The following is a 13,041-nucleotide window of genomic DNA, read 5'->3' as shown; positions in this document are numbered from 1 at the left end:
AATCTAATTTATTTTGTTTACATGTTCAACAAAAATATTTTTTCATTATGAGTTGAAATTTCCTTATAAGAAGTAACTAGATAATTAATTGGTAAATCATCATGTTTATATGGATTATTTATTTTAAAACCTTTTCTGTTTTCTTCTCACGTAATGTTATATTTAAAACAAGGATTAGTAATTTTAGTTTTGTTATCTGTTATTTCACCTATAAATCAACTATTATGCTGTTCATAAAATTTTAATGGTTCAAGTTTTATATCATTAAGATAATATTCTTTTGGAGCAGTTGGTTTATTAACAGTTATTTTTTGGTCTTTAATATATGGTTCTAATAATTTTATTAATTCATTACCACTTAATTCTCTTTTAATATTTTCTAAATTAAAAACTCAATATGTGTAACTGTTATCAACAATAAAAGAATTATTTTTAATCATTCATTTTGGAAGTGATAATTTATATTCAACATAATCAATAAGAATAGATTGTGGTTTATCTTTAAAAATTTGTTCTTTTTTAAATTCTATTTGCATAATAATCCTTTCCTAATATGTTCTGTTGCTTCTAGCATAAAGAACATATATTTTGATTTTTAGATTATTAATAATACTACTATTCGTTTTATTCATTCCAGAAATTCTGGGCTCAAAAATAAATTGTGAAATTTTAAAAAATAAAATCAACACTTGCTCACTGGGGAGTCGCAAGGTTGGTTAAATAAAGAATAGAATTAATATAGTAGGTTCCCTAGTAGGTCTATATATACTAGTTTCCAATTCGCTCCCACCCCAAGAATTGGATGGGTTACACTTTATTGGACACTAATTACATAGACAAGTGAACAAATTAGTTAAAAGAAAGGAATTATAATTATGGTCACTATTAACTCATATTCAGATGAATTTAAAAAACAAATAGTAGCTTTATATCAAAGTGGCAAATCAGTATCTTGCCTTGTTAAAGAATACAATGTTACAAGAGCAGCTACTTACAATTGAATTAAGCAATTTACTAATTCAGGTAGTTTTAAAACTAAAGATAATCTTTCAGATTTAGAAAAACAATTAATTCAAGCAAATAAAGAATTAAAACAGTTACGAATGGAAATTGATATTTTAAAGCAAGCAGCACTAATAATAGGCAGAAAGTAGAGATTATTGCAAATAATAAATCTAAATATAAAATTCGCACAATGTGTCATTTTTTAAAACTCTCTAAATCAACATATTATTTTAATTTAAAGAAAAAAAATAAAATTCAAAATAATATTTATGAACAAGCTGTTATTAGTGCTTTTAAAGAAAATAAAGAAGTTTATGGTACTAGAAGATTAAAAGTCATACTAGCAAACCAAGAAATTTATTTATCACGCAGAAAAATTAAAGAAATTATGAATAAGCATAATTTAATATCAAAATACACTAAATTATCATTCAAAAATTATCATAATAAAGTCAATGATAGTCAAATAACCAATCTTGTTAATAGAAACTTTAATAATAAAATTAAAAATGAAGTTATTGTTAGTGATTTAACTTATGTTCAAGTTAATGGTAAATGAAACTATATTTGCCTATTAATCGACCTATTTAACCGCGAAATTATTGGACATAGTGTTGGAGTTAAAAAAGATGCATCATTAGTATATCAAGCATTTATGCAATCAAATCACTGTTTAAAAGATATTGAAATATTTCATACTGATCGCGGTAATGAATTCAATAATAAAACTATTGATAAACTTTTATTAGCTTTCAACATAACTCGATCTTTAAGCAAAAAAGGATGTCCTTATGACAATGCTGTTGCTGAAGCAACTTTTAAAACTTTCAAAATTGAATTTATTAATGATAAAAATTTTACATCATTAATCCAATTAAAATTAGAATTATTTGATTACATCAATTGATATAACAACATAAGAATTCACAGTACTCTAAACTACCTAACTCCAATTAGTTATCAAAAACAAATGTCTACCAAAAAATAGTCCTAAAAAGGGTTGCCATTCCAAATTACCATTAAATGGTTAGTATAATTTATTAGGTATCACTCCACTTTTTATTTATTCATGCAAGTCCACATGTTCTAGCTACTATTTTTAACAACTGTGTTGTAGTTCACTTTTTTAGTTCCCTAACACGTGTTGATAATAGCGTTAAAGACGGTTATTAAAAATTTTAAAATTTTACAATTACAAAAAAAGACAAGATTATTTCTTGTCTTTTTCCTTGTTAATAATTTTTATTTTATCTTATAAAATCTATATTTTTTAAAATACGTCGAATATAAATTTAAGGGTAAAAGAGAATTTAATTTGTCTATCATCATTTTTAAATGGTAATTTCGGAAATAAGTTACTAATATGATAATTAATTATTTCGTAACTTTGACAACCGCCCAAATAAAACTAATAAAGCATGATAAGTAAACATCATTAAAAACTAATAAATTTATGCATCAATTGTATATATTTTCTTTTTGTGGTTATTAATAATTTTTCTAAATTCTCTAACAATTGTTTTGCATTTAAATTTTTTTTATTAAATAATAATAATACTTTTTTGGCATCTTGACTATTTAAACCTAAATTAATTAAAGGCTCTAAAGTAATAGTATAACGGGAATAATATTTAATAGCATTATTTCTTGGTGATAATATTAATTTATAATTTTCACTAATATTTTGATTTAGATTTAATGCCAAAATGTCAAAATAAACATTAGAAATATTCAAAGTATTAATTAAATTAATAATACTTATTTTTGAATTAAGAATTTTAACATAATATTTATTTCGTATACATAAATCTTCTCTAATTGGTAAATGTTCTTTAATTTCAACAGTAATAGTAATAATTTTTGTATCATTTTTTTCCTTACTAACTATTTCATTTTCATTAAAATTTTTAATCAACTTTAATACAACTAATCCATTACTTGCAAGAAAAAGAATTGTCAATGTTATAATTAATAATCTCATTTAATTTCACCTCAATAATTATTAAAAATGAGATAAGCAATTTCCTTTTTTTTATTTTTTTTAATATAATAAAATAAAAAAGATAATTCAAAGGCTGATAATAATGACAAAAATAAAAACTGATGGTAAGAAATGAGAAAATAATTTTATAAAAATAATTAAAAATAAAACATTTATTAAATGATGCAAATATAATTCTATTATATTAATATTAGGAACTTCATTAATACTAAATATTATTTATATCCCAAAATTCTTAAATGGTACTACTAATCAAAATAGCATTACTACTAATATTGAAATTACAGCTATCAACGGCAAGGAAACTATCCTTGAAAAAACTAATTATATTACTACTTTTAATACACTTGGTAATTTATTAAGTGCTTGTTCTAATGATTTTACTGTTGAAAAAAGTCAATTGGGAAGATTTTTGGTTGCTGTAAAAGGTAAAAAAGGTACTCAAGAAGATAAAAAATTTTGATACATTGAGCATTGAAATGGTAAAGAATTTATTGATTTTTCAGTAGGTATTGATGATATTAAATTGGAAAATAATGAAATTTTTCAACTTGAATTAAAATAAAAGTTTTTTATAATTCTTTAATCTTGGCATTGATTAATTTTTTTTGATTTTGATACTTTTCTAATTTCTGCTTTTCTATTTCAACTTTTGTTGGTGGTGCCTTTGCTAAAAATTGTTGGTTATTTAAAATATCTTTACTACGTTTTATTTCATTTTCAATATAAACTAATTCCCCTTTTAATTTTGCTAATTGTTCTTCTTTATTAAATAAATTTGAAACATTAATTTCTATTACTGCTGAATTAATAATTTTAATTATTTTATTATTAACAGACAACGGACTATCACTAATAGTAACAATTTGACTATTAGTTAATTGTAATAAATAAGGATTTAAAGTATTTTTTTCTACTTCAAAAAAAGAATTAGTCGTATTGATATGAATAGTTAACGGTAATTTTAAAGATAAATTAAGTTCTTTACGAATTTCTCGAATATTACCAATAATTTCAATTAATATTTCAACAAATTGTGTTACAACTTTTGTTTTTTCCATAACTTTAACTTTAGGAAACTTATTTGTTAAAATGCTATTTTTATACCCCATTTCTTCATAAATTGCTTCTGTAATAAAGGGAATAAAGGGATGAACCATAATAATAATTTGCTGTAAAACATAATATAATGTTTGTAATGAGTTACTTTGTTGCTCTTGATTTTGTAAATTAACTTTATTTAATTCAATATATCAAGAACAATATTTATTTCATATAAAATTTGATAGTGCTTTAACTACTAAAACAAATTCATATTTTTCCATATATTGCTCTACATAAATAATCAATTGATTAAGTTCTTGTAAAATTCATTGATCAATAAATGATAACGAATTATTATAGACAATATTTTCATCCAATTGAAACTTATCATCAATATTCATTAGCACATAACGTGCAGCGTTTCATAACTTATTATTGAAATTTCAAGCTGACTCAACTTTAGTAATACTAAATCTTAAATCTTGACCGGGAGCACAATTGCTAACTAAAAAGTAACGTAAAGCATCCGCACCATACTTTTTAATAACTTCCATTGGATCAATTCCATTATTTAATGATTTTGACATTTTTCTACCTTGTTCATCACGAATTAAACCATGAATTAAAACATTAGTAAATGGTTTTTGATTAGTAAATTTTCAACCCATAAACATCATTCGTGCAACTCAAAAAAATAAAATATCATAAGCAGTAACTAATACTGATATTGGATAATATTTTTGCAAATCAACATTTTTTTGTGGTCAACCCAAGGTTACAAAAGGTCATAAACCGCTAGAAAATCATGTATCTAATACGTCTGATTCTTGAATATAATCGTTAATTGGTGATGGTGGGTTAGTATCAACATAAATTTTCTTAGTTTTTTTATGATATCAAACCGGAAGCGAATGACCCCATCACAATTGACGGGAAATACATCAATCTTGAATATTATTTAATCACTGCAAAAGTTGTTGTTCAAATAATATTGGATGAAAATCAATCTTTGTTTTCTTATTTTTTTGTTTATCAATAATCATTTCAACTAATGGTTTCATTTTTATGAATCATTGTTGTGATAAATATGGTTCAATAATAGCGTTACTTCTTTCTGAATAACCAACTTGATGAAGATGGTCTTCAACCTTTACAACTAAATTTTCTTTTCTTAATTGTTCAACTAATTGTTTACGACATACCATTCGATCTTGATTAATATATGATTGTGCTAATTCATTCATAGTTCCATCAACATTCATACAAATAGGCATTGCTAAATTGTGACGTAATGCAATTTCATAGTCATTAGCATCATGAGCCGGTGTACATTTCATAGCACCCGTTCCAAAATTCATATCAACATAATCATCAGCAATGACTTTAATTAACATTTTATTAGCCGGATTAATAACCATTTTACCAATAAATTGTAAATAACGTTTATCTTTACTATTTACAACTATACACTGATCAGCAAACATTGTTTCTGGTCTGGTAGTAGCAATAGTAATAAATTCACTACTATTTTCTATAAAATATTTTAAATAATACATTTTTCCTTTTGTTTCATGATAATTTACTTCAATATTAGAAATAGCGGTTTTTAATTCTGGATCTCAATTTACTATCTTTTTTCCTCTATAAACTAAACCTTCTTTATATAACTTTACAAATACTTCATTAACTGCTTGTTTAACATTTTCATCTAAAGTAAATACTTCATGCGAATAATCTAATGCTAAACCAAGTTTTGCTCACTGTTTTCTTATGTTTTGTGCATATTCTGTTTTTCATTTTCATGCTTGTTGTAAAAATTTATCTTTACCTAATTCTTGCAAATTAAGTTTTTGTTCTTCTTTAATACGTTGTGCAACTTTAACTTGTGTGGCAATGCCAGCATGATCCATACCGGGTATAAATAAAGTATTAAATCCTTGTAAACGTTTATAACGAATTAATAAATCTTGGATAGTACTATCTCAAGCATGACCTAAATGTAAAAGTCCGGTTACATTGGGTGGTGGTAAGATAATAGAAAATGTAGGATTAATAGAACTAACATTTGCCTTAAATAATCCAGATTTTACTCATTGTTGATAACGATCCTTTTCAATTTCAATATGATTATATTTTTTGTTTAAATTTCTATTCATTTGTTATACTCCTTTTTAAAATAAAAAAACATTCCACAAATAGGAACGTTTTTTAACGCGGTACCATCCTAATTCATTTACAAAGTAAATGCACTTAATTATTATTTAAATTACTAATAATATAAGTTACCTTCAAATTAAACTTGCTTAGTTTACAGCAACCACTAAGTCTCTAAATTACCATTTAATTTTACTCTTTTATATTTTAAATTAATTATGTATTTTATTTTACATTGTTAATTTTAAAAAACAAGACATTTGAGAAAAGAAAAAATCTAAATATTAAAATTATCTTTTTTAAAAACAGGAGTTGATGTTTTCATAGACTGCATGCAGTCTAATTTATTTTTTATATTTTGATCAAAATCACACAATAAAGGAGTATCATCTTTTTTTATTGTCTTTTTTTGATATGCTTGTTTTTCTAATAATTTTATTTTTCTTTGTTCTGGTGTTAAGTTATTTCACCATTTTTTTGCCTCATTTTTAACAACATCTACTTGTTTGGGGGTTAAAGTATTTCATCATTGTTTTGGATTTTTGATTATTTGTTCTCTTTGTTGATTAAATCAATCAATAACTTTTTGATAATCCTCCTTTAAAATTGATTCTTCATGTATTAAAACTTCATCTAAAATACTAGATAATATTTCACTATCCTCTAATATCTTTTGTTCATCATTTATAGCTTTTGATTTTGACTTATCAAAATCAATAAAAATTTCTTTTATTTTAATATTTTTTCACTTTTTAATATCATCTCTTTTATTAAAAATTGCATGAGGTATATTAATTTCATAATCATAAAAAAAAGTTTTTTTATTTCATGCATAAGTGAATCCTAATTTTTTATAAAATTCACCGACAGTAGCATTAGTTGGATCTGATAATAAAATAAGGTTTTCGATATTATTGCTATGACATATCTCAAAAATTTTGTAAATAAGTAAACTACCATATTGTTGCTTACGATATTTTTCTTCAATAAATATACTTTCTAAAATATCTTCTTTTTTTCTAAATCAATAATAAGTAATGCGTCACCAATTTTATTACTAAATTCATCAATTAATAATAAACTTTTTATACTTGGATTATTTAAATTATTAGTAATAATAACTTCTCTGCCGTTTGCCATATTTTAACTTCTTTCTAATAAATTCAATATAAAACTTGACTTTAAACGCAATAAACCTAATATATAATATTTTTTTAATTAAATTAATTTAATAAAAACAAAAAAACTAATATAGGTAAAACTATCTATACTAGTAATTAACAGTTATTAAATTAATTTAATAATATCATAAAATATCTTTTTTTAAAAAAAACAAATTGTATGCAAAAAATATATTATATAACTTTTTTATTACATTTAACCTTACTAATAACATAAAATTTTTTCCTAATATTTATATATTTTTATTTCTATCATAAACTAAACACTTATTGCATTTATTTTTAAACGACTTAAAATATAAATTAACTTCTTAAACTTAAGAAGTTATTGGGGAAAAACAAAAAAGGAGATCTTAATGAAAATATTAATCAAAACATTAAGTGTTTTAACACTTGCAACAACCACAGGTAATTTAACTAGTTTCTTAAACACTATCAAACAAAATACTAATATTACACAAAATAAAATACAACAAGATACAATTTATATTGACAAAACAGGAACAAAAGTAGAAACAAATAAAAAAGATTTATCAAATATAGATAGTAAAGAAATTATTCAAATCGGATTTTTTGAAAATGGAATTAGAGAAATTCAAGCTGTTAAAATGCCAATAATAGTTGAAAAAGTACCAGATCAATTACCAACAAAAATTACTTCTTTAAGTAATATGTTTGCTGATAATCTAACATTTGATCAAAACATATCTTCTTGAAATATATCAAATATAGTAGATATGAGTTATATGTTTTATGATGCAAAAAAATTTAATCAAGACATTTCAAAGTGAAATACTTCAAAAGTAACAAATATGATGGGAATGTTTTGAAATGCAAAAAAATTTAATCAGAACCTTTCAGCATGAAATGTAGAAAAAGTTAATAATTTTGATCTTTTTGCTACTAATTCAGGAATTGATAGCCGAAGTAAATGACCAAAATTTAAGTATCATTAATTTTTAAAAATAAATCAAAACAAGCCTAATTAGGCTTGTTTATTTTGTAAATATTTTTTAAAATTTAAATAATTTCTTTATAAACAAATATTTTTTCTTATTTACTTATTTACTTCGATATTTATAAGCCATAATTGCTCCAAATATTAATGCTCCAATTCAAAGTAAACTAACTAAAATCGGTATTCAGTAATTATCAAAAAGTGCTGCATTGATTAAATCATTTGGAGTACCATAATTATTTCATCCTCTATTCATAATAGAAACAGGATAAGAAAAAGGAATAATTTTAGCAATAATAACTAAAACTGGTTGTCCTTTAATGGCTACATACGGAATATATTGACCTGATAAAAATGACGTTGGCAAATATAATAATAAAGCAAAAGCATTAGCAATTTTAAAATCAGAAGCAAGAATACCAACCATTATTCCTACTGCTGAACACATAATTGATGAAAGCAGAATTGCTAGTAATATATAACCTCAATTAATTAGTTCTCAATTAATCTGATTATGATATAAAGCTGCACCAATTCCTAATGTTCAAAAACTACCAATAAAAATTAAAATAACATGAAATATTAAAATACTACTAATAAATTGTCATGGTTTTAATGGTGTTGCACCAATTCTTTTAATAATTATTGATTGTTTAAAATCAGAATATGTCATTGATAAAGTAACAATTCCTAATACTGGTGAAGCTGACATCACTAACCCCGGTAATACTGTTTGTGCAGCATTTGGGTTACCAGGTGTTAATACAGCAACTAAAATTGTTAACATAATAATAGGGAAAATAAAGCCAAAGAAAATACTATGGAAAGATTTCTTAAAATAACCAAATAATAATTGAAACATTGCTAGCATTATTTTTTTTCCTTTCTCGTAGTTATTTCTAATGATGTTTCTGTTTTTTCTAAATAATATTTTAATAATGAACCATATTTTTTAGTAACTTCAACAACAGTAGTATCATCAATAATTTGACCATCCTTTAAAAAAATAATACGTTTACATAAAGCTTGTATTTCATCTAAGTTATGACTAACTAAAATTAAAGTAATGTTATTCAAACTAATTTGTTCTTGTAAAAAATTAATAATATCAATTCTTGTTTTAACATCTAAACCAGTTGAAATCTCATCACCAATATAAATTTTTGGTTGATGAAATAATGATAAAAATAAATTAACTCTTTGTCTTTGACCACCCGATAAACTATTTACTTTACGTTTGTATAATTCTTTTAATTGAAACTTATCTAACATACTATTAAAAATTTCGGGTTTTATTTTATCTAAATAAATTTTATGATAAAAATTTATTAATTCTTTAACTGTTATAAAGTTAGGATAAACTTGATCTTGAAAATTTATTCCAACAACATATGGAATATCTTTTTTATTAAAGTTATATTCAATTTCTCCTGTACTTGCATTTTTAGTATTACTAATAATCTCACATAATGTGGTTTTACCAGCACCATTAGCACCAAAAATAGCAACAGAACTACCACTCTCAATTTCTAAATTAATAGGTCCCAGTACAACATTACCATTATATGACTTAGTAATATTTTTAACCTTAATTACTTTCATAATTGCTTCCTTTCATATTATTTTAAACTTTATAAATAAGTATAGCATTAAAAAAATCTAATTTTATATCATAACAGCCAACATTTTTTAATTAAAATCTTTTTTTAATATATTTAATTTTAAGTAACATTTAAAATGTTACTTAAAATTTTTATTTGAATACAAAATGCCTTCAGTTCCTGCAGCATATAAAGTGTTTTCTGAATTAATTGTTAAGGCAAGAATATGTTCATTATCATTATCTCTTCCTAACATATTGTAAAAAGTAGATGATTTTTTTACTTTTTTATATATTTGATTTGAATCAACACCAGCAAACAAAACACCATCTCTATCAATAATTAATCGTTTAATTTCATGACCTGTATTTAAAATTTTAGAATACATTCCACTATTAATTTGATAAATATTACCATTATCAGAACCAGCAAAAATAGTTCCAATAGTATCTACGACTAAACTTTTTATTGATCCAGCATCATTTTGTTCTTTAATTAATTGAAAATCATTTACACCATTACTTTTATAAATTTTACCATGATTATTAGCTCCAGCAAAAACAGAACCATCTTCACCTATTGCTAAACTATTAATATAATCATGTGTTCCTAACATATGATTAACGTTACTATTTTTATCAATGCTATATACACCATCATCATTTCCAACATAAACAATGCCGGTTTTTTTATTAACTGCTAAAGTTCATATTCAATTTGTTGAATCTGGCAATAAAATTTTGGAATGGCAACCCTTTTTAGGACTATTTTTTGGTAGACATTTGTTTTTGATAACTAACTGGAGTTAGGTAGTTTAGAGTACTGTGAATTCTTATGTTGTTATATCAATTGATGTAATCAAATAATTCTAATTTTAATTGGATTAATGATGTAAAATTTTTATCATTAATAAATTCAATTTTGAAAGTTTTAAAAGTTGCTTCAGCAACAGCATTGTCATAAGGACATCCTTTTTTGCTTAAAGATCGAGTTATGTTGAAAGCTAATAAAAGTTTATCAATAGTTTTATTATTGAATTCATTACAGCGATCAGTATGAAATATTTCAATATCTTTTAAACAGTGATTTGATTGCATAAATGCTTGATATACTAATGATGCATCTTTTTTAACTCCAACACTATGTCCAATAATTTCGCGGTTAAATAGGTCGATTAATAGGCAAATATAGTTTCATTTACCATTAACTTGAACATAAGTTAAATCACTAACAATAACTTCATTTTTAATTCTATTATTAAAGTTTCTATTAACAAGATTGGTTATTTGACTATCATTGACTTTATTATGATAATTTTTGAATGATAATTTAGTGTATTTTGATATTAAATTATGCTTATTCATAATTTCTTTAATTTTTCTGCGTGATAAATAAATTTCTTGGTTTGCTAGTATGACTTTTAATCTTCTAGTACCATAAACTTCTTTATTTTCTTTAAAAGCACTAATAACAGCTTGTTCATAAATATTATTTTGAATTTTATTTTTTTTCTTTAAATTAAAATAATATGTTGATTTAGAGAGTTTTAAAAAATGACACATTGTGCGAATTTTATATTTAGATTTATTATTTGCAATAATCTCTACTTTCTGCCTATTATTAGTGCTGCTTGCTTTAAAATATCAATTTCCATTCGTAACTGTTTTAATTCTTTATTTGCTTGAATTAATTGTTTTTCTAAATCTGAAAGATTATCTTTAGTTTTAAAACTACCTGAATTAGTAAATTGCTTAATTCAATTGTAAGTAGCTGCTCTTGTAACATTGTATTCTTTAACAAGGCAAGATACTGATTTGCCACTTTGATATAAAGCTACTATTTGTTTTTTAAATTCATCTGAATATGAGTTAATAGTGACCATAATTATAATTCCTTTCTTTTAACTAATTTGTTCACTTGTCTATGTAATTAGTGTCCAATAAAGTGTAACCCATCCAGTTTCTACTCCTGTAGTACTAAGTTTATAAACTCTATCTTCTTGTGTTCTAAAAATATTACTTTGTGAATCAACACCCAAAGCATAAATTTTTTCATTTGCTATTTTTTTATTTAATAAAACAGATGAATCAGATAAATTATGAAATGTAATAGATTCCAAATTTATATCATAAGAACTACCACTAGCACAAAACTGAGAAGAATTATGACCTGCATATTGACAATAAATATTATTATCATCATGCCATATACATAAATATATATGAATTCGATTTTGAGCCATAAAAATTCAAAAATTATTTTCAAACTTAAAATTAAAAGTATCATTATTTAATACTACAGGATCATTAAATGGAGGAGCAATATACTCAGGAATAGATTTATTAATTTTATTAGTCATTAAACTTAGATTATTGTTAATAACAGGACCATTAGAATTAGTTAATTTAATATAAGAATTATTAAATGAAAGGCTAGGTCATAATAGACAAAATTCTTCTCATCTTTTTGCATATTTTGTTCAATTAATTAAAGTGTAGTTTTCTGATTTAAAATCTTCTCAACTATTAGTTCCATCAAATGATTGATAATTAAATATATTAATATTTTTACTTAAATTCGTATTATTAAATTTATGATAATAAATTTCAATTAAATTATTATCTTTATCAAAAATATAATTAATTGAATAATCTCTTGCATCTTTAGAAAAGGGCAATTCATTAATTAGTTTATAAACTTTTTCTTTATCAACAATTAAATTAATAATCTCATTAGTTAAACTTTTATTAAAACTATTTTTAATACTAATTTTACTAATAAAATCCTTTCCTAAACTATCAGCTACACCTTTAGTAATTTTATTTTCGTGTACTGCTTTAACAATATAGTATAAACCTAATGTTTCATTTAGATTATTACTGTGTTCAACTTTATCAGCACCTACTTGATTTGAAATATCAATATGACTATTTAATCCTCCAAATTGAATATATTGTCAATCATTATTATCACCTTCAAAATAATTATTATCATAAATACTTTCATTAGATATATTTTTTTTATCTTTAGTTTTTGTCACTTTTTTATAGTTAATCATTTCTTGTTTTGTATTTTCAATATTTAACTTATCCTTTT

At 23.3% G+C, this 13,041-nt stretch carries 13 protein-coding genes; 3 read left to right on the top strand and 10 right to left on the bottom strand.

The genetic code is table 4. The features are described 5' to 3' along the window. Positions 1-17: 17 nt before the first annotated feature. On the bottom strand, positions 18-536 hold the full coding sequence (locus AACK94_RS01555; RefSeq protein WP_338975928.1) for a hypothetical protein: 519 nt from the start codon (positions 534-536) through the stop codon (positions 18-20). Between the two features lie 339 nt (positions 537-875). On the opposite strand from AACK94_RS01555, the gene AACK94_RS01550 reads away from it, so the two are divergent. Further along, a protein-coding gene (locus AACK94_RS01550) for an IS3 family transposase (RefSeq protein ID WP_338975927.1) occupies positions 876-1,993 on the top strand; the annotation gives its coding sequence in 2 pieces (ribosomal slippage) (positions 876-1,146 and positions 1,146-1,993; 1,119 coding nt in all). A 447-nt stretch (positions 1,994-2,440) separates the two neighbouring features. Here AACK94_RS01550 and AACK94_RS01545 read toward each other — a convergent pair. Next, on the bottom strand, positions 2,441-2,986 hold the full coding sequence (locus tag AACK94_RS01545; RefSeq protein ID WP_338959069.1) for a hypothetical protein: 546 nt from the start codon (positions 2,984-2,986) through the stop codon (positions 2,441-2,443). 103 nt (positions 2,987-3,089) lie between these two features. Between AACK94_RS01545 and AACK94_RS01540 the strand changes: the two genes are divergently transcribed. Beyond that, positions 3,090-3,572 carry a hypothetical protein gene (locus AACK94_RS01540; RefSeq protein WP_338960869.1) on the top strand — a complete coding sequence of 161 codons (483 nt, stop codon included), beginning with the start codon at positions 3,090-3,092 and terminating at the stop codon, positions 3,570-3,572. Positions 3,573-3,579: 7 nt separating this feature from the next. Here the strand turns inward: AACK94_RS01540 and AACK94_RS01535 are convergent, their stop codons facing one another. The 3 genes from AACK94_RS01535 to AACK94_RS01530 all read right to left on the bottom strand — a co-directional run bounded on the left by AACK94_RS01535 (position 3,580) and on the right by AACK94_RS01530 (position 7,345). After that, positions 3,580-6,207 carry a valine--tRNA ligase gene (locus tag AACK94_RS01535; protein ID WP_338975925.1) on the bottom strand — a complete coding sequence of 876 codons (2,628 nt, stop codon included), beginning with the start codon at positions 6,205-6,207 and terminating at the stop codon, positions 3,580-3,582. 275 nt (positions 6,208-6,482) lie between these two features. Beyond that, the gene (locus AACK94_RS07420) at positions 6,483-7,151 is read right to left on the bottom strand and encodes a hypothetical protein (RefSeq protein ID WP_422397398.1); all 669 of its coding nucleotides are present in this window, start codon (positions 7,149-7,151) and stop codon (positions 6,483-6,485) included. A 53-nt stretch (positions 7,152-7,204) separates the two neighbouring features. Then, positions 7,205-7,345 carry a hypothetical protein gene (locus AACK94_RS01530; RefSeq protein WP_281748171.1) on the bottom strand — a complete coding sequence of 47 codons (141 nt, stop codon included), beginning with the start codon at positions 7,343-7,345 and terminating at the stop codon, positions 7,205-7,207. 397 nt (positions 7,346-7,742) lie between these two features. On the opposite strand from AACK94_RS01530, the gene AACK94_RS01525 reads away from it, so the two are divergent. Then, positions 7,743-8,342 carry a BspA family leucine-rich repeat surface protein gene (locus AACK94_RS01525; RefSeq protein ID WP_338975923.1) on the top strand — a complete coding sequence of 200 codons (600 nt, stop codon included), beginning with the start codon at positions 7,743-7,745 and terminating at the stop codon, positions 8,340-8,342. 105 nt (positions 8,343-8,447) lie between these two features. On the opposite strand, the gene AACK94_RS01520 is transcribed toward AACK94_RS01525, so the two are convergent. From AACK94_RS01520 to AACK94_RS01500, 5 genes are all read right to left on the bottom strand, one after another. Further along, entirely contained in the window at positions 8,448-9,215 is a 768-nt protein-coding gene (locus tag AACK94_RS01520; protein WP_338975922.1) for an ABC transporter permease, read from the bottom strand. After that, complete coding sequence (locus AACK94_RS01515) at positions 9,215-9,946, bottom strand: ABC transporter ATP-binding protein (protein ID WP_338975921.1); 732 nt, start codon at positions 9,944-9,946, stop codon at positions 9,215-9,217. The genes AACK94_RS01520 and AACK94_RS01515 overlap by 1 nt, the downstream gene beginning before the upstream one ends. A 138-nt stretch (positions 9,947-10,084) precedes the next feature. Beyond that, the gene (locus AACK94_RS01510) at positions 10,085-10,678 is read right to left on the bottom strand and encodes a hypothetical protein (RefSeq protein ID WP_338975920.1); all 594 of its coding nucleotides are present in this window, start codon (positions 10,676-10,678) and stop codon (positions 10,085-10,087) included. A gap of 31 nt (positions 10,679-10,709) precedes the next feature. Then, a protein-coding gene (locus tag AACK94_RS01505) for an IS3 family transposase (RefSeq protein ID WP_338975919.1) occupies positions 10,710-11,827 on the bottom strand; the annotation gives its coding sequence in 2 pieces (ribosomal slippage) (positions 10,710-11,557 and positions 11,557-11,827; 1,119 coding nt in all). A 39-nt stretch (positions 11,828-11,866) separates the two neighbouring features. After that, the gene (locus AACK94_RS01500) at positions 11,867-13,003 is read right to left on the bottom strand and encodes a hypothetical protein (protein WP_338975918.1); all 1,137 of its coding nucleotides are present in this window, start codon (positions 13,001-13,003) and stop codon (positions 11,867-11,869) included. Between the last annotated feature and the right edge of the window lie 38 nt (positions 13,004-13,041).

It is taken from the genome of Spiroplasma endosymbiont of Monopis laevigella (assembly GCF_964019975.1).
GTDB lineage: Bacteria > Bacillota_I > Bacilli_A > Mycoplasmatales > VBWQ01 > Spiroplasma_E > Spiroplasma_E ixodetis_A.
This window is presented reverse-complemented; position numbering and strand designations above follow the sequence as displayed.